The sequence below is a fragment of the Campylobacter sp. LR264d genome (genome assembly GCF_008633895.1).
GTDB lineage: Bacteria > Campylobacterota > Campylobacteria > Campylobacterales > Campylobacteraceae > Campylobacter_D.
On sequence record NZ_VJNT01000021.1, the window covers coordinates 100,099 to 123,846 of the forward strand.

Consider the following 23,748-nt stretch of genomic DNA (forward strand, 5'->3'; position numbering starts at 1 on the left):
CAAAAAATTTCAAGGATAAATTATGGTAGATAAAATCAAACAAAGACTTCAAGGCGTTAAATATCCTGGTTTTGAAAAGGATATTATAAGCTTTGATTTTGTAAAAAATATAGAGGTTAAAGAAAAAATCGCTTTTATAAACTTAGAAATTCCATCCTCAAACCCAAATCTTGCAAAAGAACTTAAAGAAAATATTTTAAGAACCTTAAAGGACCTAGATTTAAAGGATATAAATTTAAACATTAAAACACCTAAAATTCCAGATGAAAAAAGCAATTCAAGGACTAAAAAAAATATAGCCCCACAAATTAAAAATTTCATTATGATTTCAAGTGGAAAGGGTGGAGTTGGAAAAAGTACCACTGCTGTAAATTTGGCTATTTCTATGGCAAAGATTGGTAAAAAAGTTGGACTTTTAGATATGGATATTTATGGACCAAATATCCCTAGAATGCTTGGAGTTAGTAAAGATGACATAGAAGTAGTAGGGGAAAAAATAAAGCCTGTACTTAGCCATGGAATTTATATGATGAGTATGGGCGTTTTTATGGAAGATGGTCAAGGACTTATCTGGCGAGGGGCCATGATAATGAAGGCTGTTGAACAACTTTTAAGCGACGTGCTATGGGATGATTTAGATGTATTATTTTTAGATATGCCACCAGGCACAGGAGATGCACAACTTACGGCAGCACAAAGCATACCTATTACAACAGGAATTTGCGTTAGTACCCCTCAACTTGTTTCAATAGATGATAGCAAACGCTCGCTAGATATGTTTGAAAAATTACATATCCCAGTAGCTGGTATAATAGAAAATATGAGTGGCTTTATCTGCCCTGATAATAATAAAGAATATGAAATTTTTGGAAAAGGGGCAGCTTTGAATTTAGCTAAGGAATATAACTGTGAGTGCTTGGCACAAATTCCTATTGAAATGAATATTAGAGAAGGTGGAGATAATGGTAAGCCTATAAGTTTTTATGAAAGTGAGAGTGTGAGTGCAAAAAGATACTTAGAGGCTGCTGAAAAACTTTGGGAATTTATAGAAAAGGTTAATAAAGAAGGTCTGGCTGATAATTCACAAATTCAGCCTATCACAAATGGCAAGAGTGCCTGTTCGCATTAAAAAGGAGATTAAAATGCAAATACAATCAAAAGAAAATTTTATACTTTTTGTAAAACAAATAGAACAAAAAACAAATTATAAAAAACCTAAAGCCTTTGGTATAGCAAGAGTTGATAGAGGACAAATTAATAAGGATAAAATTTTACAAGCTAATTTTGCCTTGATAAATTACGAACAAAATTATGGCTCAGCTGCAATCTTGCTTGAATCTTTCATGCAAAGAGGAATAAACATAGACTTTAATCTAAGCGAATTTACTCAAAATTTAACAATCCAAGATATAAATTTTGCCCTTGAGTGTTTTGCCCCTTTTATAGAAGAAGAAGGACATAAAAATATAGATTTATTAAAGATTATTAAAGAAAATTTTAAAAATGAAAGCTTTGTCTTTGTGTGTTTATTTGAAAACGAAGCCCCGTTAAGCGTTGAAGCAGTTTATTTAAAGCTTTACTTACTTTCTCATAAAAAAATGCCTTTAAGAAGTGTGAATTTAGACGGGGCATTTGGGCTTTTAAGCAATGTTGCGTGGAGTAATGATAAGCCTATAGAACTTGATTATTTAAGAGAAAATGAACTTAGTTTAAAAATGAAAGGTGAGTATCCTAAGATTGATTTTGTAGATAAATTCCCTCGTTTCTTAGCCCATATTATACCTGATGATAATACTAGAATTTTAGATACTGCTAAGGTTAGAATGGGTGCTAGTTTAGCAGCTGGTACTACTATAATGCCGGGTGCTTCTTATATAAATTTCAACGCTGGAACAACCGGTGCTTGCATGGTAGAAGGTAGGATAAGTTCATCAGCCATAGTAGGAGAAGGAAGTGATATAGGAGGAGGGGCATCCATTTTAGGCGTATTAAGTGGGACAAGTGGCAATGCTATAAGCGTGGGTAAGGCTTGTTTACTTGGGGCAAATTCAGTTACTGGAATTCCATTAGGGGATAATTGCATAGTTGATGCAGGAATAGCCGTTTTAGAAGGTACTAAATTCTTATTAAAAGATAAAGAAAAGCTTAAAAAGATAAATACAAATTTTGATTTTAGTAAAGAAATTTATAAGGGTATTGAGTTAAAGGGCTTAAATGGGCTACATTTTCGCCAAGATTCAATAAGTGGGGCTATGATAGTAAGTGCAAATAAAAAGGTTGTTGTTTTAAATAGCACTTTGCATTAATTTCTTTTTTTATACCCTAAAATAGCCCAAAGGCAAAAAATAAAGGCAAAAGCAAGTAAGATAAGTAAATTTGGCCATAAATTACTTATCCCGCTTCCCTTTAAATAAATTAAACGCAAGGCTTCTATAAAATAGCGAAGTGGATTAAGAAAGGTAATATTTTGAGCCCATAGTGGCATTGATTTAATAGATGTCATAAGACCACTAAGTAATATTAAAATAAGTATAAAAAAATAGGTCACAAACATGGCTTGTTGCAAGGTGTTTGAGTAATTTGAAATAACCAAGCCAAAGCCTGTTATTACAAGTATATACACAAAAACAAAGAGATAAATTAACAAAAAACTTCCCTTTGGTAACAATCCATAAACTAAAAAGGCTAAAATAAAACAAAGGCTAACTACTAAAAGCCCTATTATCCAATAAGGTATAAGTTTTGATAGTATAAATTGAAATTTAGAAATGGGTGTTACATTGATTTGTTCTATATTGCCCTTTTCTTTTTCTAGTACTATATTAAAGGCTGGTAAAAAGCCACAAATTAGCGTTAAAACCATTACCATTAGGGCTGGAATCATGTATTGTTTATAATCTAAATTTGCATTAAATCGATAAGTGCTTAAAATTTGAGTATTATTGATTGTTACTTTTTGCCCCTGCGATGCCTTTTCATTGCTAAATTCTAAAATAATATTATTTAAATACCCATTACCTAAAGAACCCTTAGTGCTGTTTATAGCATTTGCATAAAGAGCTAAATTTGCATTTTTTGCCTTTAAAAAGTCCTTTTCAAAATTTAAGGGAAATTCTAATATAATATCGCATTTATTTTCGTATATGCACCTATTTGCCTCTTCTTTATCTTGTAAATGTTTGCTTAAAATAAAATAATCACTTGCTTTAATCTTTGTTATTAAATCCTTTGAAAGCATTGATTTGTCATTATCTAAAACGCCTAGATAGATATTTTTTACCTCCAAGGTAGCTGCCCAAGGCATAACTAAGATTATCATTAAAGGGAAGACAAAAATCATTTTTGGAAAAAATTTATTTCTAAAAAATTGCTTAAATTCCTTTTCAATCAAAAAAAGCATTTATTTTTCCAATCTTATATTAAAATTTTTAATGCTTATGAAAAGCACTAAAATTAACATAAAGCTTAAAACTAAAAGCTCATTTAAGACAAATTCAAATCCAAGCCCTTCAAGCATAATTTTTTTAATCCCTGCTACAAACCACCTAGGAGGTACTACATAAGAGATATATTGCAAGATTAAGGGCATACTTTCAACAGGAAAAATCATGCCAGAAAGAAGTACCACGGGCAACATAAACATTAAAGCACAAACAAGCATAGCTACAACTTGAGTTTTAGCAAGGGTAGAAACCAATAAACCTATGCTTAAAGCAAGGCTTATAAAAAGCATACAATAAAAAATTACAAAAAATATATTCCCGCTAATTTTTACCTCTAAAACAAAGATAGTTATTAATAAAACAATGCCTAAACTAATGCAAGATATAACAAAATAAGGCAAAATTTTAGCCATTATCATAATAATAGGCTTTACAGGAGAAACAAGCAAAATTTCCATGCTGCCTTGTTCTTTTTCACGCACTATTGATATAGAAGTCATCATAGCACAAATTAACATTAACACAAGCCCTAATAAACCAGGGACAAAATTATAAGCACTTTTTAAACTTGGGTTAAAAAGCATAGTAGAATGGATATTTATAACACTATCATTATTAATTTTTAACTCACTCAAAATAGCATTTTGCAAAACACTACTTGCATATAAATTTACTATACTTGCATAATTTGGGTCACTTGCATCAAGCAAAAATTGTATATTTGCCCCCTTTGAAAAATCATTTTCAAAGATAAGGGCTAAGTCTATATTATTATCATTAAAAACCCTTTGAATTTCATCTTTATTAAAAAGTTCTTTTTTAAAATCAAAATAAATATTTTTAGAAAAATGTTCTAAAATTTTTTGAGTAAAGATATTTTTATCAGGGTTAAATACAGCATAATTTATATTATTAACCTCAGCACTTAAAGCAAAGCCAAAGATTAAAATTTGCACAATAGGCATTAAAAATACTATCATCATGGTCCTAGTATCTCTAAAAATATGAAAAAATTCCTTTTTTACAAAGGCCTTAAATGCTTGTATATTCATCTTTTTTTAGTAGCCACTATGTAAAAAACCTCATCCATGCTTAATACATTAAATTTAGTTTTTAATTCTTGTGGAGTGCCCAAAACTACAATCTTGCCATCAACCATTATACTCACCCTATCGCAATACTCAGCCTCGTCCATATAATGAGTAGTTATAAAAACGCTAGTTCCCATTTGAGCACTTTCATGGATTAACTCCCAAAACTGCCTTCTTGTAATGGGGTCAACCCCACCAGTTGGTTCGTCCAAAAAAATCACCTTTGGAGAATGAAAATTTGCTATACAAAAGGCAAGTTTTTGTCTCCAACCAAGAGGTAAGCTTGAAACTAAGGCATCTTGCTTGTCTTCAAAGTTTAAACGTTTTAATAAAAGTTCAGTTCTTAACTTAATCTCCTTTTTACTAAGCCCATAAATTCTACCAAATAAATATATATTTTCCCATACCTTTAAATCCTCATAAAGTGAGAATTTTTGACTCATGTATCCTATATTTTGCTTGATTTTTTCATTTTCCTTTCTTATGTCAAAACCAGCCACCATTCCCTCGCCCTTACTTGGATAAGAAAGGCCACATAAAATTTTAATAGCCGTTGTTTTACCTGCCCCATTAGCCCCTAAAAAACCAAAAATTTCACCCTTTTTTACATTAAAGCTAATATCATTTACAGCATAAAAATTTCCAAAAATTTTATATAAATTTTTAATCTCTATGATATTTTCACTCATCTTAAAAATTCCATAAAACAATCTTCAACATTTGCATTTATAGGCTCTAAAAGGGCACCTTTATATTTTTTTAAAAACTCATTAATATTAAAATTTTCATCCTTAAAACTTATGTGAAAACTATTTGCAAATAAATAACAACTTTGCACATAAGGCAAAACTCTTAACTCACTTAAAGTATTAACAGGCACATTTGAAAGCTTAAAAAGTTTTCTTGGATATTGTTTGCAAAGTTTGCTAGGGGAATTTGTACTTAAAACTTGGCCTTCATGCATTAAGGCTATTTCATCACATATACTGGCTTCATCCATGTAAGGTGTGCAAACTATTATACTCATATGCTTTTTAAGTTCTTGTAAAATTTCCCAAAATTCCTTTCTACTAACTGCATCAACGCCTGTGGTTGGTTCGTCTAAAAATAAAATTTTAGGCTTATGAATGAGGGTACAACATAGGGCTAATTTTTGTTTCATTCCTCCAGAAAGTGCTTTGGCGCGACGATTTTTAAAGGGTCTTAATTGTTCATAAATTACTTTAATAAGATTATAATTTTCCTTTATATCAATGCCATAAACCCCTGCGAAAAAATTTAAATTTTCTTCAACGCTTAAATCCATATACAAGCTAAAATTTCCTGGCATATAACCTACAATTTGTCGAATTTGCATAAAATCTTTTTTACTATCTAAGCCATTTACAAAGCATTTTCCACTGTCACTTAATAAAAGTGTAGTAGATATACGAAAGAGCGTACTCTTACCTGCCCCATCAGGTCCTATAATGCCAAAAATAGAATTTAAAGGGGCATTTAAGCTAACATTGTCAAGGGCCTTAATCTTGCCAAAATTTTTACTTATATTTTCTACTTTTAAGCTAAACATTTATTTAAGCTTTATCTCACCATAAGAACCGATTTTTAAAAAGCCATCATTTTGCACATCAACCTTTATAGCATAAACTAAATTCTTTCTCTCATCCTTACTCATAATAGTCTTTGGCGTAAACTCAGCCTTAGATGATATCCAAGTAATAACGCCCTTATATTCTTTATACTCATTGCCATAATCACTAAATACCCTAATCTCATCACCCAGCTTAATTCTCGTTAAATCAGTATCAATCAAATAAGCCTTTAAACGTATAATTTTAATATCTGCTATTTTAAAAATAGCCCTTTGTGCGTTACTAAGCTCGCCTTCATAAGCGTATTTTTCAAGTACAACCCCATCAATTGGTGCTTTTATCAAACTTTTTTCAATCCTATCTTGCAAAATTTCAATTTGAGTTTTACTTTCTTCAATTTGTGCCATTAAGCTATTATTAAAAAGAGTCATACTAGAAAGTTTAGCATCTAAGTCCTTGCTTAAAATTTCAAACTCACTAGTCGCATCATCAAGGGATTTTTGAGTGCTAGAATTTGCACTTACAAGCCTACTTTGCCTTAATTTTTCGCGATTAGCCTTTTTGATTTGTTCTTTTAAGGGGGCTAGTTCTTTGTCAATATTGTATTTTTTATTTTCTAAAACTACAATTTCACTTTCTAAACGTTTTATTTCAAGCCTTAACTGCGTATTGTCAATATTTCCTACCAACTCGCCCTTTTTTAACTCATCGCCTTCTTTAAAGTTTAACTTTTCTATTATCCCACTAATCTCAGAACTTACCAAAATCTCATCGCTTTCAAAGATACCCATTGCATCAAAATCTGTATCTAAACTACAAGACATAAAAAATAAAGCTATTAAAGAAAACAAAAAATTTTTCATTTTAATTCCTTAAATTCCACTCATTTACAAGCTGTTTTATTTGATAAATAATAGATAAAAATTGAATTTGCCTATAACTTCTTTGAAGTTTAGCAATATAAAATTGATTAACATCGCTTAAAAAATCATTAATGCTTAAAACTCCATTTAAAAATTTTGCCTTAGAATTTAATACGATTTTTTCTTGCAAAGCTATTATTTCATCATCTTGGCTAAGTTGAAAAATAAGGCTTTTGGCTGTTTTGATATTTGAATTTAAGGAAATTTTAGCATTTAAATAAAATTCATCTTCTAGTGAGCCTATTTGAAGTTGTTCTTTGCGAATTAACTCATCTTGTTGATATTTTGAGTAAAGATTGCTAAAATCCCAAGTAAATCTAAGTCCTACTATATAAAAACTATCGGTCCCATTTTTTAGCATATTAAGACCAGGATTTCCATACCCTCCTTGTACAAAGGCATCAACATAGGGCAAACTTTTAGAAAGTTCAAGTTTTTTTTGAGTTTGTGCTTCTTCTTTTCTTAGATAAAAATAATCAAGCTCAGGTCTTTTGCTAAAAATATTACCCCTTGAATTTTCAAAATCAAACTCAAATTTAAAAAGTTCTTCCTTACAATTTTCAAAACTAGGTATTTCTAAATTAAAATCTTTTAAGCCTATAAGACGGCTTAGGGTATCATTTGCGATATCTTTTTGACTTTGCAAATTCTGCTTATCTTGCTTTGCGTTTAAAAGTTCTATTGAAATTTTATCCACATTATCCTTTAAAGCAACGCCATTTTTATACCTTGAAAGCATATTTTCATAATCTTTTTGCAAATCATTAATATAAATTTCATTTTGTTTTAATTGTTCATCAAACAATAAAGAACTAAAAAAGGCATTTATAACACTTTCTTGCACCTTATAAAGCTCATTTTGCACACTTGCCTTTGAAACAGCATTTGATGCCCTTTGCAATGCCTTATTTGCCCATGCACTTCCTGAGTCAATTATAGGCAAGGAAAGTTCAGCTGCAACTTGATATTGAGTTTTATCAATTGGTTCATATAGTGGGCTACTAACCCCTAAAAATCTAGCATCAGTTACTTCATTTTGATGAGTAAATTTGCCTGTAAATTTAAGGCGAGGCACGAAGGTAAGATTGATTTTATCAAGGCTAAGATTAAGGGCTTGTTCAAGCAGTGCAGTATTTTTATGTAAAGGATAATATACCCTTGCTTTTTGAATGCAAGTTTCAAGGCTTAAATTTTCAAACTCACTAGCAAAAAAAGGCACACATAAACAAAGTAAAAATAATCTTATCATAAAAAAAAAATTACCAAAGTGCTTTTAAAATATCCTCAAAGGCCAAGCAAAATTGATTTAAGCCATCATCAAGTAAAAATTTATCTACTTCTTCTTTTTTGTCAGGGCTAATTAATAAATTTAATTCCTTGTAAAGTTCATCATTATACAAAGGCTTTTTAAAATTAAATTCACCCTTAAAGGCATGAATGCTTTCAAGTGGGGCAGTATTTATAGCATTATCAAAAAGCAATTCTTTAATATAATAATCCTTAGCTAAATCATCACCCTTAACACCTGTACTAGCAAAAAGTGCCCTAATATTTGATTCTTTATTTCTTTCAATTAAATTATAAGCTAAATTCGCGTTTAAAATGCCTATTTTATCATTTTTTAAAAGTCTATCAAAGCGACTTACAAAAATACTTATAACTCCTTGTGGGGCTCTTAATCTTGGATTTTGTTTGCGAAATTCTTTTAAGCCTAAATTTAGCGCGTCAAAGCATTCTTGGCATTGTTTTGTTGAAAATATCAAGGTAGCATTGACATTAATGCCTATTTTCATAAGTTCATACATAACCTCGTAGCTATTTTTAGTAGCTGGAATTTTCATCATTACATTATCTTTTGCAATCACGCTATATAAACGTTTTGCCTCGGCTAAACTCAAACTTGTATTATCATGCAATCTTGGGTCAATCTCCAAACTTATAAAGCCATCATCATTTTGAAAAAATTTATAAGCTAGTTTATCGGCCGCCTTTTTAATATCAGCAATGGCAAGTTCTTCATAAAGTTCCTTTGCCTTTTTTACCTTTGATTTTGCTATTTTATCCTTATAAATGCTCGAATTTAAAATGGCTTGTTTAAAAATAGCAGGATTTGAAGTAGCCCCATTAATCCCCCTATTTAACAAGTTTAAAAATTCATTATCTAAAAAACTATGTTCTATAAAATCACACCACAAAGAAAATTTACTCATTTTATAAGCCTTATTAATTCTTTTAAATCTTTATTGTCTACGCAAATATCAGCCTTTTCTTTAAGTATGGCCTTTGCACAAAAGGCTATTTTTAAACCACACTCTTCAAACATTGCTAAATCATTTGCCCCATCGCCCACACAAGCTACCTCGCTAGAATTTAATTTTAAAAAATTTTTCATAGCCCTAATCATTAAACCCTTTGAATTTGAAAACATCATCTCACCACCAACAAGACCTGTTAAAAAGCCATCTTTATGGTGTAAATAATTTGCAAAGCCAAGATTAAAATTTAATTTTTTCATAGCAGGGTCAATTCCTTCGTGAAAGCCACCACTTAAAACTAAGCTTAAAATATTTTTAGAAGTTAAATACGCAAGAAGTTCATTTGCCCCATTCATTAAAGGCAAATTCTGCCCAAGTTCAAGCACCTTTTCATAAGGCATTCCCTTTAATAAAGAAACCCTCTTTGTAAGACTTTCAAAAAAGTCAAATTCACCATTCATTGCCTTATGAGTGATAAGTTTTACCTCATCACCCACTCCATAGGCACCGGCGAAAATATCTATAGTTTCGCCATCCATTAAGGTAGAGTCAAAATCAAAAACACAAAGCTTTATCATTAAAACTCACGCTTTAATAAAGCTTCTACCTTTAAAATTGTAAGTATGCTATCATCTCTTTTACCGATACCATATATCATACCCTTATCCCTAAGTAAAGTTTCAGGTGGCGGGTCAATCCTGCTTTTATGAATTTTAATAGCCTCTGTTAGTCTATCTATAACAAAACCAGCACTTCCTCTAATGCCTATTGAGGTAGTATCACCTCTAAGCACTATATAACGAGTTTGTGAAGTAATCTTAGAAGTACCAAGATTAAAACGTTGTGCTAAGTCAACCAAAGGCATTACATTACCACGCATATTAAAAACGCCCAAAACATAGCTAGGGACCCCGGGAACCCTAGTATATTCAATAGGCTTAATAATCTCTTGTATATTTAAGATAGGAATAGCATATTCTTCATCACCAACAATAAAGCCTACAAGTTGGACAATATCATCATCTCCTTGCTCTGTAGGACCTACAATTTGAGACTTTTGCTTTTGCAAAATTTGTTCTAATTTTTCATTTGCCATTGTCTTATCCTAATTTCAAATTTTTTCTAACCACATTTTCCAAATATTCAGGAGAATAAGGTTTAGTAATATATTCTGTCATACCAACTTCAACACCTCTTAATCTATCAGTTTTACTTGTCCTTGAAGTAACTGCAATCAATGGTAAGTAACGATATTTAGAATATTTTCTAATCTCACCAGCCAAGGTATAACCATCCATCTTAGGCATTTCAATATCAATTAACACAGCATCAATATCATGTTCGCCTGATTTAATAACATTTAAGGCCTCAACGCCGTTAGTTGCTTCAATCAAACTAATGCCAAGTGGTTCTAAAGCCTTTTGCATTAAAGTTCTATCCATCTTAGAATCGTCAACTACTAACACCTTGTAATCTGCTGGTTTTTCTTTTGGCTTCTTAGCATTTGATTCAATTTGTGCCTTAATATCTACCTTAATTTCTTTGGCTATATCCATCATGGCAGCTATATCTACGATTAAGGTAATTCTACCATCACCTCTCATTGTAGCCCCTGCAATACCTCTAATATTTTGCAAGTAATCACCCATTGACTTAATAACGATTTCTTCTTGACCCACCAAGGTATCAACGATAATTCCAAGCTTATTTTCAGCAATAGCTACAACTACAACATAAGTTTTATCCTCGCTTTCAAGCACTTGTTTAACGCCAAATACATCAGAAAGTCTAACAAGAGAAAGCACCTCATCTCTTAGACGCAATACGTTCTTACCCTCAATAGTATAAATATCATCAACAGGCACACGCACGGTTTCTACAACACTGCTTAATGGAATAGCATAATATTCTTCTTGAGTTCCAACAAGCAAGGATTGAATAATAGCTAAGGTAAGTGGAATTCTAAGTTTAAATATACTTCCCTTTCCAACCTCACTATCAATCTCAATGGTTCCATTAAGCTTTTCAATATTTGTTTTTACAACATCCATTCCAACACCACGTCCAGAAACATTTGTCACCTTAACAGCTGTTGAAAAACCAGGCTTAAATACTAAAGCAAAGGCTTCTTTATCATTCATCTGATCAGCTTCTTTTTCGGTAATCAAATTCTTTTCCATAGCCTTCATTTTAAGAGCTGTTGCATCAAGTCCCTTACCATCATCAGTAATTTCTATAATGATATGATTACCTTCATTATATGCCCTAAGTTGAACAACGCCTCTTTCAGGTTTGCCATTTGCTAAACGAGTAGCAGGTTCTTCAACCCCATGGTCGCAAGAATTTCTAATCATGTGCATAATAGGGTCGCCTATTTCTTCGATAATTGACTTATCAAGCTCAGTTTCTTCACCTGAAATTTCAAGTTCTATTTGCTTTCCAAGCTCACGGCTTAAATCACGTACAACACGAGGGAATTTATTAAATACCTTAGCAACAGGCTGCATTCTTGTTTTCATAACAGCAAGTTGTACATCAGTAGTAATAGTACTTAAACTTGCTACTACTTGATTTAATTCTTCAAGGAATTTCTCACCCTCATATCTTTCTTCAGTATCATCATAAATTTTTATCAAGCGATTCTTGCCTAAAACAAGCTCTCCAACCAAATTCATTAAATGGTCAAGCCTTTTTACCTCAACGCGTATGGTTTGATCCATCGAACCAGAACCCCCACCTGAAGCAGGTACCTTTTTATCATCAGCCCCACTTGCCTTTACTTGTGGTGTAGGTTTAGGAGTAGCTGGCTTAGACGTAGCCTCGCTTTTTTTCCTTTCACGTCTTGCTTGGTCTTCTGCCTTTCTAACCTTTAAAAGTCTTTCAATCTCTGCTTCAACTTCTGAATCACTTAACTGATTAACATCAACTTCTTCTTCATTGCTTGTAGCAGGATTTTCTTCTTTTTTAACTTCTTCTTTTTTAACTTCTTCTTTAGGAGCTTCTGATGCAGGTGCAACTTCTTCTTTACCAGGAATTTCTTCTCCTTCTGAAATAGCAGTAAGTCTAGTACAAATTGGTTCTATATCCATTCCAATAGCTGTATCACTACCATTATCGCGTATAGAATTTAATAAGGTTTTCATCTTATCAACTGATTCTAAAACCACATCCATAATATCAGGTGTTATTTTTAAATCCCCATGTCTTGCTTTATTTAAAACATCTTCCATATGGTGAGTTAATTTAGTTAAAACATCAAAATTTAAAAAGCTTGATGAACCCTTAACTGTATGTGCAACACGGAAAATTCTATTTAATAACTCTAAATCCTCCGGACTATTTTCCAAATCCACTAAATCATGGTCGATTTGCTCAACTAGTTCAAAAGCCTCGACCAAAAAGTCTTCTAGTATTTCTTGCATATCTTCCATTTTTTACCCCTGTGTTTGAGTTTGGCTTTTTTTCAAGATGCGAGAAATTTCATTGAAAAAGCTACTTGCATTAAATTTAACCAAATAACCTTCTCCTCCTGCTTCTTGAACGCCTTTCTCATTCATAAATTCATTTGATAAAGAAGAATTAAAGACTATAGGAATATTCTTAAATCTTGCATCTTCTTTAATCCTTGCTGCAAAGTGAAAGCCGTCCATTTGTGGCATTTCAACATCACTTATAATTATCCTTAAATTATCAGTTAAAGAATCACCATAAATTTGACTTAATTCTTCTAATTTATTAATCCCTTCTACGCCATCCTTTGCCTCGATAACTTGAAGACCCATTTTTTGCATCATATCCCTTACACGTTTTCTAGCTGTTAAGCTATCATCAAGGATAAGGGTAAGTCCACTAAATTTTTCTATCTTATCGTATTCTACTTCGGTTTTAGGCGTATAAATTCCTAAATCCTCAACCACACTTTCAAGGTCTAAAATAAGTAAAACCTCATCATCTTCAATGCGAGTAACACCTGTTATTTTACCCTTATCAAGTGCACCTGAACCTGTAGAAAAACTTGCTGGTTCTATATCTTTCCAGTTAATTCTACGAATTCTTTTAGCTTCATGCACTATAAAGCCTATTAGTATATTGCTAAATTCAGTAATAATTACCCTAGGTTTTAAGGTAGCACTTTCTGGCTCAGTGATTTGCATCCATTTAGCAAGATTAACAACAGGAATCACCACGCCACGAAGGTCAAAAATCCCTTCTATATAGTCTGGAACGCCCGGAAGTTCTGTCAAGGTTGGAATTTTAATGATTTCTCTTACTTTAGAAACATTGATCCCATAAATTCCTTCATACACCTTGTCAGCACTTTGCTTAAAGATACGAAAATCGACAAGCTCCATTTCATTCGAACCCGTTTTCACGATTTGCTCATCAAACATTTGACACCTTCTGTTCTTGAAATTTAATTTCTTGGTTATATTCTACTACAAAAAAACTTCTCTTATGTGCAAAAGTAGAAAGATTAAAATATTTATATTCTTTTTCCTTTAAAATAAAATTTTGATGATAATGCCCTTCTACTACCCAAATGCCTGAAACTCCATATTTTAAATATCTTTTTTGTGCTAAATTTTTAAAATTTTCTATCTTATAAAAAAGGTTTTTTTCCCTTTGTTTTATTAGAATTTTATCAAAAAATATGTGTTTGCTAAATTCGTTAAATATGTTTAAAAAGCTTAGTAAAGTATGATTTCTTAACTGTTTTAAGATAAATTGTACAAATGGATTTAAAAAAATGTCCCCGTGTGCTAGAAAAATTTCTTCTTTTTTAACTTTACTTATATGCAAAATAGCCTTGATAGGTTGGTCCTTTATGCTAAAAATTTTAACCCTTTTAAATAAGGAAGAAAGATTAAAATCATGATTGCCCTCTATGTAAACAATCTCCATTTTGTCGCAAAGTTCTTCAAGTAGATTAATATAAGGCTTTGCAAATTCCCAAGATGCCTTTATTTCGCCAACTAAGACATCAAAGATATCGCCCATTAATATAAGTTGAGTGGTATGTAATTTATCAGTTTTTAAGGCTTGTAAAAATTCCCAAAATCCCTTTCTTTGTGTATTTTCATGTGCATCAGCTACTAAAAAAGCACCCTTTTTTAAGACAATTTCTTGCAAATTAAAACTTTAAAGGCTCATAACTTATAGAAACTATCTCAAATTCACTCTCACCCTTAGGTAAAACAACCTTAAATTCATCGCCTTCTTCCTTACCAAGCATAGCCCTAGCAATAGGAGAAGCAATGGAAATATAGCCTTTTTCTAAATTTCCTTCGCAAATTCCAACTAGGGTATATTTGCTTTCTTTTTCTGTATTTAAGTCCATTATAACAACAGTTGAACCAAATTTTACCTTATCATGTTCATAACTTCCAGGGTCAATTACTTGAGCGGTTGATAAAATATGAGAAAGTTCTTTGATTCTACCTTCAATCAAGCCTTGTTTTTCTCTTGCTGCGTGGTATTCAGCATTTTCTTTTAAATCACCATGACTTCTTGCGGTATCAATTTCCTTAACCACTTGTGGACGTTGATTTGTCTTTAAATCTTCTAGCTCACTTACTACTTTATCGTAACCAAATTGACTCATAGGTTCTTTTTTCATTATCTATCCTTTAACTCCATTAAGCATTTTTGCCAAATTTGACGCACTACCAAATTTTAAATACTCTTTTAAAAATGAAACTTTATCAAAAAAATCTTTATAATCATATTTAAGATAGGCTGAATATAAATTTTTTACATTTACACTTTCTTGTATAAATTCAGGGTGCACCACGCCCTTATTTGCAAAGGTACAAAATATATTTGCCAAGCCTATATAATTAAGCTTTACAAAGCATCTTGCTAAAAAAATATCCAAGACCTTTGCCTTGTAAGCTAATACAAAAGGCGTTTGTATTAAAGCTGCCTCAAGGGTAGCCGTGCCACTGCAAATAAAGGCAAAATCGGCTTTTTTTAGCACTTGTGGGGTATTGTAAACTACATTAAAACCACTAATATCTCCATAAATTTCAAGCTTATTTAGCTTAAATTCTGGTACGCAAAGAAGTTTTGTTCCTTTGAAATTTCTAGCTAAATCCTTAAAAATAGGCATTAAACGTTTAATTTCTGAATTTCTAGACCCTGGCAAAAAGGCTATAATCTTTTCATCATCCTTTTTTGCAAGTAAATTTTCTTTATCCTTGTCGCTTTTAATGTCTTTTATCTCATCTAAAAGAGGGTGACCCACATAGGTACTTTTTGAAAAAAATTGATTATCAAAGGGTAGTATTGAGGCTAGCTTATCAAAATGAGACTCTATAATAGGAATTCTTCCCTTTTTCCAAGCCCAAACCTGAGGCAATATATAATAAATTCGCTTTGTCTTTGAATTTGCTTTTTTTAAAGCCTTTGCAAGTGGTATATTAAAGGCTGGTGAGTCAATAAACAAAACACAATTTAAGCTAAGATTTTTTTCATATTCTAAGATAAAACTTACAAGTTTTTTAATAGCCATTTTTGCCTTAAAAATTAAGGGTAAAATTTCAACAAAACCCATAGCACTAAATTCATGCGAACTATAAAAAGGCTTGTTTTCTAGCTTAAATTCATCACATAATTTTTCATCAAAAATTCCATATAATTCAAATTCCCCATAGCTGTTTTTATACGCGTTTAAAAGTTCTTTTAAATGTAAATTTGCAGATGCTTCTAAAGCACAAACAAGGAATTTTTTTTTAGACATTTTGTTCTTGTAAGGCAAGGGCTTGAAAATGAGCGATTAAGGGCTCTATTATCTCATCAAAGTTGCCATTTTCCATAATAGTATCTAAACGATAAAGGGTTAAATTTATGCGATGGTCACTGATTCTATTTTGTGGAAAATTATAGGTGCGAATTCGCTCACTTCTATCCCCACTTCCAACTTGCGATTTCCTAGCGTCTCGTTCTTGTGCAAGTTTTTCGCTATTTTGCAATTCATAAAGCCTAGCTTTTAAAACCTTCATAGCATTTTCTTTATTTTTGTGTTGAGATTTGCCATCTTGATTAACCACTACTAAACCACTTGGAATATGAGTAATTCTCACAGCAGAATCAGTAGTATTAACACTTTGCCCCCCATGACCAGAAGAACGCATAACATCAATTTGTAAGTCATTTGGGTTAATCTCAATCTCTATATCATCAACCTCTGGCATAATAGCAACCGTGATTGCAGAGGTATGAACCCTGCCCTGTGATTCAGTTTGAGGGACCCTTTGTACCCTATGAGTCCCCCCTTCAAATTTAAACCTAGAATAAGCTCCAACGCCCTTTACTAGTAAAATAATTTCTTTAAAACCACCAGCACTTCCCTCGCTTTGAGAAATAATTTCAAGCTTATAGCCACGAAGTTCAGCATATCTTGCATAGGCCTTAAATAAATCCCCCACAAACAAAGAGGCCTCGTCCCCACCAGTACCAGCCCTAAGTTCTAAAAAAATATTCCTATCATCATTTTCATCCTTTGGAAGTAGCAAAATTTTAAGCTCATATTCAAGCGTATTTTTAAGTTCGTCCAAGCTTTTTAATTCGTCCTTTGCTATATCGCTAAATTCAGCATCTTCTAGCAATACCTTATTTTCTTCTATATCTTGTAAGGTTTTAAGATAGAGTTTTGCCTTTATAGCTATGGGTTCTAAATTTTTTTGTTCTTTAGAAAGAGTAGTCATTTTACTAATATCGCTAAGGATATTTGAGTCGCTAAGAAGAACGCCAAGTTCTTCATAACGTTGTAAAAAAGGTTTGAGTTTATTTGCTAGCATTAAGGATTATGAAAGTTTATTAACTAAAAGGGCTAAACGACTTACCCTACGAGATGCAGTTTCTTTTTTTAAAAATCCACGACTTACCATAGCGTGAATGCTTTTATTAGCTACTTTTAGAGCTTGTGTGGCCGCTTCTTTGTCGTTATTATTAGTAGCTTCTCTAACAGCCTTTGTAATATTTTTTAACCTAGTACGATAAAATCTATTTCTCTCAGTTTTTTTAATCGTTTGTCTTGCTCTTTTTTCAGCAGATTTATGATTTGCCATTAAAAAATTCCTTAAAAATAAAATTAGATGCAGATTATACAAAGATATAAATTAAAATTTAATTAAGACTATAAATTATAAATCTTTTTTAAATTTTCTATCCTTGAACTTGAATTTAAAAGTAAGCAATCAGCCAAAACTAAACGAACCATAGCCGTACAAACTACGCTACCCCTCACCCCAACGCAAGGGTCATGCCTTCCTTTTAACTCGCAAATAACATTTTCCCTATTAATATCCATACTTTGTTGTTTTAAAAAAATGGACGGAGTTGGCTTAAAATGACTTTTAAGCGTGATTGTATTGCCATTTGAAAGCCCACCTAAAATTCCTCCTGCGTGATTGCTTAAAAAATGATTATTTCTTAATTCATCGTTATTTTGCGAACCAAAATTAGAACTTACCTCTATGCCATCGCCTATTTCAACAGCCTTTACAGCATTTATCCCCATAAGTGCATGAGCTAATTTACTATCAAGCTTATCATAAAGTGTTTCTCCAAGTCCTATAGGTACATTTAAAGCCCTTGTAAAAACACTAGCCCCGACGCTATCCTTAGCATTTTTTGCCCTTAAAATTTCAGTCTTAAATTCTTCTTCTAAGTCTTTATCAAGGGCAAAAATTTCACTTTCTTTTGCAAGATTAAAATCAAATTCGCTTTCTTTTAACTTGCTTTTAATACTACCTACCCCAAAAACTCCACTTTCAACACTTATATTAAATTCCCTTAAAAGCATAGCACAAACTGCCCCACCTGCAACCCTTACAGCTGTTTCTCTAGCACTTGTCCTACCTCCTCCTTTATAATCTCTTATCCCAAATTTATGAAAATAGGTAAAATCAGCATGTCCTGGGCGAAACAAATTTTTAATATTTTCATAATCCTTGCTATGTTGATTTTCATTAAAAATTATTATGGCAATAGGCGTTCCTGTGGTATAATCTTCAAAAACCCCACTTAACACCTCAGCCCTATCGTTTTCCTTTCTAGGCGTTGAAAATTTATTAAGCCCTCCTCTTCTTTTATTAAGTTCATTTTGCAAAAACTCATAATCAAATTTAATCCCTGCTGGCATTCCATCAATCACGCAACCAATGGCCTTACCATGCGATTCTCCAAAGCTTGTAAATTTTAATCTTGTACCAAAAGTATTCATTATTTTTCCTTTAATTTTTCCAAGGTAAGCTTTGCTGCCATTTGCTGGGCCTCTTTTTTACTTCCTGCAATAGCCCTTGCCATCTCTTTTCCATCTAATTTTAAGGCTATTTCAAACTGCTTTAAATGATCGGGTCCAAAGCTACGCAAAAGCTCATAAACAGGCGTTTGTCCCATTACTCCTTGTGTTAGTTCTTGTAATTTTGTCTTATAGTCCCTTAATAAATTTTTAGCATCAATCTTTGGATAATTTAATTCTATTAACTTCTTAGCTATAATCTTTGTTTTTTCAAAGCCAGCGTCTAAAAACATAGCTCCAAAAACAGCCTCAAAGGCATCAGAAAGTATTGAAGGCTTTTTTTTACCTCCATTTTTTTCCTCTGCCTCGCTCATTAATATAAAATCCCCTAAATTTATGCTATTAGCTAGTTTTGCAAAGGATTTTTCGCTAACTAGGGCTGCTCTTAATTTTGTCAAATCCCCTTCTGCATTTTTTTTAAACTTATCAAATAAAAACTCACCAACAACTAAAGCAAGCACCGCATCGCCTAAAAACTCAAGCCTTTCGTTATTATAATCTTTCTTGCAACTTTTATGCGTTAAGGCGTGGCGAAGTAGATTTTTATCTTTGAAAATATAATTTAAATTTTGTTCTAAAATATCGTTTTTACTAGGCATTTAAAACTTCCTTTTTTAATTTTAAGGCTGCATTTCTTGCTAATTTATCACATTTTTCATTTTCTTCGTGATTATTGTGTGCTTTTACCCAAAAGGCCTTGATTTTATGATTTTTTGCTAAATTTAAGTATTCTTTCCACAAATCCACATTTTTTTTATCTTTAAAATCAGTTTTGACCCAGTTTTTAAGCCATTCGTTAATGCTTTGTACCATTAAATTTGAATCAGTAAATAAAGAAATTTTGCAAGGTTCTTTTAACACCTGAAGTGCTTTAATTATAGCTAAAAGTTCCATTCTATTATTTGTAGTATCCTTTTGTGCTCCACTTTCAATCCTTTCATGGCCATTATATCTAAGTATAAAGGCCCAGCCACCAAAGCCTGGATTATCTAAGCAAGACCCATCAGTATAAAGTTCAATCTCTTTCATCGTTTTTAACCTCGCAAATTATCTTACATTTATTAAATTCATAACACATAGGACAATGATAAAAAAACAAAGGCAAAATACTTTTACATTCTAAGCAAAGATAAGAAAATTCAAGTCTTGCCTTAAAATTGTGAGTGTTTAAAATATGCAACATTTTTAAATTTGAGTCCTTAAAAACTACTTCTTTATCGCTTAAATTCAAGGCATAAAAAAATTCCTCAAAATTAAAATCCTTTGTTTGTAAATAGCTATTATTTTTATAAAGTAAGTCTATAATACTTTCAAAATCTTGTTCTAAATAAAGTTTATATTTTTCAAAAAGCCACCTTTTAAGCATGGTATTGTTTTGATAATTTAAATGTAAAAAGGCTTCCTTGCTTGGATTTAAACTAGTTGCTTCAATAATTAGGGCCTTAAAAAATTCTTGTTCATCCTTTATGTCAATGCCTAACTCAAATAAGCATTCTAAAAGTTCTAAATTTTCCTTATACATTCTAAGTCTTAAATAAACAATCTTTAATAATTTCAAGGCTTCAATATTTCGTGGGCGAATTTTTAAAGCATTTAATAAAACTTCCTTGCTTCTTTCTAAAAAACCAGCCTTAAAATAAACCTTTGCAAGTGATAGAAAAATCATTTCTTGCTCGTTTTTATCCTTTGTTTTTTCAAGGCTTATTAAATAAATTTGCGTAGCCTTTTCAAATTCGCCACTTTTTGTAAAAATATCAGCTAAAAAGATTAAATTACTTATACTTAGGGCGTTACTTCTTAATAAATCTTGGTGTGCTGTGTCTAATTCAAATTTTTTAATAAATCTTCCAAGCCTTTCTTCTTCATCCTTTGAAGCAAAAATTTTCCATATAAAATGCGACAAGGCAACAACTAAAATTAAAATGGTAAGTAAAATCAAGCCAACCAAAGGGTCTCTATACTCTACAAAGAAAAAATCCATATCCTAACTTTTTTAAATTTTTTGCAATTATAGCTAAATAGTGTCTAAATCTTTGTATAATTTTAACGAGGTTTATAAAATGATAGCAAAATCAAGCATAGAAGATTTAAAACAAAAACTTGACATTGTTGATATTATCTCACATTATATTGAAGTAAGAAAACAGGGGGCTAGTTTTGTGTGTATATGCCCCTTTCATAGTGATAAAAATCCAAGTTTGCATATAAATGTACAAAAGGGCTTTTATCATTGCTTTGCTTGTAAGGCAGGTGGGGATGCCTTTAAATTTGTAATGGAATTTGAAAAAGTTGATTTTAACGAGGCCGTGGAAAAGATAGCAAATTTAAGCAATTTTACACTAACTTACACAAATGAAAGAGGCTTTAATAACAATAACTTAAAACAAATTTTACCTATCTTTAACGCCTTTTACAAACATAAATTAACCCTTAATAGAGAGGCCTTACATTATCTTTATGATAGGGGTTTAAAAGATGAGGATATAAGCAAATTTGAACTAGGTTTTTCACCTAGTAATGAAGAAAATTTAAGGCTTTTAAATAATGAAAAAATAGAACTTGATGATGCCTTAAAGGTTGGCATTATAAAAAAAAATGAAAAAGAACTTTATGCAAGTTTTATAAAAAGAATTATCTTCCCTATATATGATTATAAGGGACTTTTGGTTGGTTTTGGAGGTAGAAGTTTAAATAGTGCAAATTTAGCAAAATATGTAAATTCCCCTCAAAGCATCTTATTTGATAAGTCAAGAATTTTTTATGCCTTTAATCTTGCAAAGGATGAGATTAACAAAAAAAAAGAAATGATAATTTGTGAGGGTTACATGGATGCTATTTGTATGCATAAGGCTGGGTTTAAAAACACAGTTGCTGTGCTAGGGACTGCACTTACCCAGCATCATTTACCACTCATAAAAAGACACGAGGCAAGAGTGATTTTATGCTTTGATAATGATACAGCAGGTATTAATGCAGCTATGAAATCGGCATTTTTGCTAAGTACTAATGAGATTGATGGCAAGGTAGTTTTATTGCAAGGGGGCAAGGACCCAGCGGAATTAGTAGCAAACAAACAAGAAAAAATGCTTTATGATTTTTTAGATAATGGCATTGATATAGTGGAATTTTATATAAGAATGTTGCTTAACAGACCTTTAAATTCAAGCTTTGAAAAACAAAAGGCCTTGGAAAGCGTGCAAAATTATACCTTTTTATTAGGTCAGTTAATAGCAAATTCTTACGAGAATTTAGTGGCTCAACTTCTTGGGGTAAATAAAGATATAGTTAAGCTTAGCAAAAGACAAAGAAAGAGTAAAAGCGTTGAAATTCAAAGCTATGATAATAAAAATTTAGCAGAATTTGAAGTATTTTCTTTTTTACAAAAATCTCAAAAAGCAAGAGAAGATTTTAATCAAATAAGCGATATAAACTTTTTTAAGCATAAAAATTTATTGCTTAAAATCTTGCAAAATATGGATGAAAATGATAGCGAAATAAGGGAATTTGGACTTCAAAATTTTAGAAATTTGAATAATTATGCCACCTATTTAATAGGCATTTTCAAGGTAAATTTAAGCTTTTTTAATAGCATTTTAGTAAAAGAACCCTTACTTATTTTAAAAAAACAAATTCTTAATCTTTTGGATAAAAATTTAATTAAATTCAAAAAAGAATTAAATGAAAATGAACTTTGTGAGTTTTTATTTGATTTTTTAAACCTTATAAAAAACGAAGAAAATTTAGCAAATTTAGAACAATTTTGCCTATCCTTAAAAAAAGTGCTTAAACAAATTCATATTAACATTGATGATTTAAGGAATTTAAACAACGAAACTAGCGGGCCGTTTTAATCTTACATTTTAGATATAAAAAGGCAGAAACAATAGAAATTAAGGCTATTAAAAGCATGTACGCCCCAAGGGCTAAGCTTAAAATATTATCCATATTTTTTATAGCTATATCATGTAAGAAATAAGCAAGTTGAGGGGTAAAACCTCCTGATATTGCATAAGCTATATTATAAGCAAAGGAAAGACCTGAAAATTTAATACTTGCATCAAAAACCTCGCTCATTATACTAGGGCATAAATTCATAATGCCAGCACAAAAACAAGCCAGTAAATAAAGAATGCAAACTACATAAAAGATAGGATTTAAGCTATAAAGTGCGTTAAAAAATACAAGACAAACACCAAGAAAGCATATAGAAAAAATAAGGCTAGTTTTAAAAATACCTATTTTATCGCTTAAAATTCCAACTACTACGCAAGAACTTGCAATAACTACAATGGCTAACATTTGCAAATATGTTTGTTCGACTTTGCTAATGTGTAAAAGTTGGGCTATATAACTTGGTAAAAGTAAGATTAAAACAACTATGCAGCCTGTTAATACCCAGGTTATTAGCATAGAGGTTAAAACCCCTAGTTTTGCCCTTTTAATCACTTCTTTAAGTGGGAATTTTTCTAATTCCCCTCTTTTTTTCATCTCTTCAAAAATAGGCGTTTCGCTTAAAAATTTTCTCAAATAAACAGAGATTATGCCAAAAATTCCACCTAGAAAAAAGGGCACTCTCCAAGCCCATTCAAAAAGCTCATTTTGAGAAAATAAAAAATTCATAATCAAAAAAACTAAGCTCCCAAGCAAAATTCCACCCACCACGGCAGCGGTTAAAATGCCTAAATATGTGTGTTTTAAATGTTTTTGTGCGTGTTCAAAGGTAAAGACCCAAGCACCTGGTAATTCTCCTCCTATTGCTATGCCTTGAAAGATACGAATAAGCACTAAGCAAATAATACAAGCAAAGCCTATACTTTGAAAATTTGGTACAAAGGCTAAACAAAAGGTAGGAATAACCATTAATAAAATGCTTAGCATAAACATATTTTTACGACCAAATTTATCGCCAAAATGTGCCATTACTATGCCACCAATTGGCCTTGCTAAATAACCTGCAGCAAAGATTCCATATGTATTAAACATTTTCCAAAAATCGCTTAAATTTGCTGGAAAAAAATTGCTAGAAATGTACTCTGCAAAAAATACAAAGATAATAAAATCATAAAATTCTAAGGTCCCACCAAGCGAGGAAAGGGCTAGAATTTTAATATCTCCTTTGCCTAAATTACGCATTTAACTT

The 23,748-nt window shown here is 31.5% G+C and carries 24 protein-coding genes; 3 read left to right on the forward strand and 21 right to left on the reverse strand.

Annotated elements, in window-relative coordinates:
* Positions 1–22: 22 nt before the first annotated feature.
* Positions 23–1,129 (forward strand): Mrp/NBP35 family ATP-binding protein, encoded by a 1,107-nt coding sequence (locus FMM56_RS05280; RefSeq protein ID WP_150140616.1) that lies wholly within the window; start codon positions 23–25, stop codon positions 1,127–1,129.
* Positions 1,130–1,142: 13 nt separating this feature from the next.
* Positions 1,143–2,306 carry a tetrahydrodipicolinate N-succinyltransferase N-terminal domain-containing protein gene (locus tag FMM56_RS05285; RefSeq protein WP_150140615.1) on the forward strand — a complete coding sequence of 388 codons (1,164 nt, stop codon included), beginning with the start codon at positions 1,143–1,145 and terminating at the stop codon, positions 2,304–2,306.
* Here FMM56_RS05285 and FMM56_RS08720 read toward each other — a convergent pair.
* The 20 genes from FMM56_RS08720 to FMM56_RS05380 all read right to left on the reverse strand — a co-directional run bounded on the left by FMM56_RS08720 (position 2,303) and on the right by FMM56_RS05380 (position 20,589).
* Positions 2,303–3,400: an ABC transporter permease gene (locus tag FMM56_RS08720; RefSeq protein ID WP_190319018.1), complete on the reverse strand. Its 1,098-nt coding sequence runs from the start codon at positions 3,398–3,400 to the stop codon at positions 2,303–2,305. The two genes, FMM56_RS05285 and FMM56_RS08720, sit on opposite strands and share 4 nt — an antisense overlap.
* Positions 3,401–4,495 carry an ABC transporter permease gene (locus FMM56_RS08725; RefSeq protein ID WP_223811472.1) on the reverse strand — a complete coding sequence of 365 codons (1,095 nt, stop codon included), beginning with the start codon at positions 4,493–4,495 and terminating at the stop codon, positions 3,401–3,403.
* The gene (locus FMM56_RS05295) at positions 4,492–5,223 is read right to left on the reverse strand and encodes an ABC transporter ATP-binding protein (protein WP_150140611.1); all 732 of its coding nucleotides are present in this window, start codon (positions 5,221–5,223) and stop codon (positions 4,492–4,494) included. Before FMM56_RS05295 ends, FMM56_RS08725 begins: the two co-directional genes overlap by 4 nt.
* Positions 5,220–6,104 carry an ABC transporter ATP-binding protein gene (locus FMM56_RS05300; protein WP_150207953.1) on the reverse strand — a complete coding sequence of 295 codons (885 nt, stop codon included), beginning with the start codon at positions 6,102–6,104 and terminating at the stop codon, positions 5,220–5,222. Before FMM56_RS05300 ends, FMM56_RS05295 begins: the two co-directional genes overlap by 4 nt.
* Positions 6,105–6,989: an HlyD family secretion protein gene (locus FMM56_RS05305; RefSeq protein WP_150207955.1), complete on the reverse strand. Its 885-nt coding sequence runs from the start codon at positions 6,987–6,989 to the stop codon at positions 6,105–6,107.
* 1 nt (position 6,990) lies between these two features.
* The gene (locus tag FMM56_RS05310; protein ID WP_150140605.1) at positions 6,991–8,298 is read right to left on the reverse strand and encodes a TolC family protein; all 1,308 of its coding nucleotides are present in this window, start codon (positions 8,296–8,298) and stop codon (positions 6,991–6,993) included.
* A 10-nt stretch (positions 8,299–8,308) separates the two neighbouring features.
* Entirely contained in the window at positions 8,309–9,259 is a 951-nt protein-coding gene (locus FMM56_RS05315) for a transaldolase (RefSeq protein ID WP_150140603.1), read from the reverse strand.
* Positions 9,256–9,882: a phosphoserine phosphatase SerB gene (serB, locus tag FMM56_RS05320; RefSeq protein ID WP_150140602.1), complete on the reverse strand. Its 627-nt coding sequence runs from the start codon at positions 9,880–9,882 to the stop codon at positions 9,256–9,258. The genes FMM56_RS05315 and serB overlap by 4 nt, the downstream gene beginning before the upstream one ends.
* Positions 9,882–10,400, reverse strand: coding sequence for a chemotaxis protein CheW (locus FMM56_RS05325; RefSeq protein ID WP_150140600.1), 519 nt, complete (start codon positions 10,398–10,400; stop codon positions 9,882–9,884). The genes serB and FMM56_RS05325 overlap by 1 nt, the downstream gene beginning before the upstream one ends.
* A 4-nt stretch (positions 10,401–10,404) precedes the next feature.
* Positions 10,405–12,735, reverse strand: coding sequence for a chemotaxis protein CheW (locus FMM56_RS05330; protein ID WP_150140598.1), 2,331 nt, complete (start codon positions 12,733–12,735; stop codon positions 10,405–10,407).
* Positions 12,736–12,738: 3 nt separating this feature from the next.
* A complete protein-coding gene (locus FMM56_RS05335) occupies positions 12,739–13,695 on the reverse strand; it encodes a chemotaxis protein (protein ID WP_150140596.1) in 957 nt (318 codons plus the stop codon).
* Positions 13,688–14,434 carry a metallophosphoesterase gene (locus FMM56_RS05340; protein ID WP_411675311.1) on the reverse strand — a complete coding sequence of 249 codons (747 nt, stop codon included), beginning with the start codon at positions 14,432–14,434 and terminating at the stop codon, positions 13,688–13,690. The genes FMM56_RS05335 and FMM56_RS05340 overlap by 8 nt, the downstream gene beginning before the upstream one ends.
* Position 14,435: 1 nt before the next feature.
* Positions 14,436–14,921 carry a transcription elongation factor GreA gene (gene greA / locus FMM56_RS05345; RefSeq protein WP_150140594.1) on the reverse strand — a complete coding sequence of 162 codons (486 nt, stop codon included), beginning with the start codon at positions 14,919–14,921 and terminating at the stop codon, positions 14,436–14,438.
* A 3-nt stretch (positions 14,922–14,924) separates the two neighbouring features.
* Positions 14,925–16,043, reverse strand: coding sequence for a lipid-A-disaccharide synthase (gene lpxB, locus FMM56_RS05350; protein ID WP_150140592.1), 1,119 nt, complete (start codon positions 16,041–16,043; stop codon positions 14,925–14,927).
* A complete protein-coding gene (prfA, locus tag FMM56_RS05355; RefSeq protein ID WP_150140590.1) occupies positions 16,036–17,103 on the reverse strand; it encodes a peptide chain release factor 1 in 1,068 nt (355 codons plus the stop codon). Before prfA ends, lpxB begins: the two co-directional genes overlap by 8 nt.
* Positions 17,104–17,109: 6 nt before the next feature.
* On the reverse strand, positions 17,110–17,373 hold the full coding sequence (rpsT, locus tag FMM56_RS05360) for a 30S ribosomal protein S20 (RefSeq protein ID WP_150140588.1): 264 nt from the start codon (positions 17,371–17,373) through the stop codon (positions 17,110–17,112).
* A gap of 68 nt (positions 17,374–17,441) precedes the next feature.
* Positions 17,442–18,530 (reverse strand): chorismate synthase, encoded by a 1,089-nt coding sequence (aroC, locus tag FMM56_RS05365; RefSeq protein WP_150207957.1) that lies wholly within the window; start codon positions 18,528–18,530, stop codon positions 17,442–17,444.
* Positions 18,530–19,207, reverse strand: a complete 678-nt coding sequence (gene rnc / locus FMM56_RS05370) for a ribonuclease III (RefSeq protein ID WP_150207959.1) — start codon at positions 19,205–19,207, stop codon at positions 18,530–18,532. The genes aroC and rnc overlap by 1 nt, the downstream gene beginning before the upstream one ends.
* On the reverse strand, positions 19,200–19,637 hold the full coding sequence (rnhA, locus tag FMM56_RS05375) for a ribonuclease HI (protein WP_150140582.1): 438 nt from the start codon (positions 19,635–19,637) through the stop codon (positions 19,200–19,202). The genes rnc and rnhA overlap by 8 nt, the downstream gene beginning before the upstream one ends.
* Positions 19,624–20,589, reverse strand: coding sequence for a tetratricopeptide repeat protein (locus FMM56_RS05380; protein WP_150207961.1), 966 nt, complete (start codon positions 20,587–20,589; stop codon positions 19,624–19,626). Before FMM56_RS05380 ends, rnhA begins: the two co-directional genes overlap by 14 nt.
* A gap of 79 nt (positions 20,590–20,668) precedes the next feature.
* On the opposite strand from FMM56_RS05380, the gene dnaG reads away from it, so the two are divergent.
* Complete coding sequence (gene dnaG, locus FMM56_RS05385) at positions 20,669–22,459, forward strand: DNA primase (protein WP_150207963.1); 1,791 nt, start codon at positions 20,669–20,671, stop codon at positions 22,457–22,459.
* Here dnaG and FMM56_RS05390 read toward each other — a convergent pair.
* A complete protein-coding gene (locus FMM56_RS05390; RefSeq protein ID WP_150207965.1) occupies positions 22,443–23,741 on the reverse strand; it encodes an MFS transporter in 1,299 nt (432 codons plus the stop codon). The two genes, dnaG and FMM56_RS05390, sit on opposite strands and share 17 nt — an antisense overlap.
* Between the last annotated feature and the right edge of the window lie 7 nt (positions 23,742–23,748).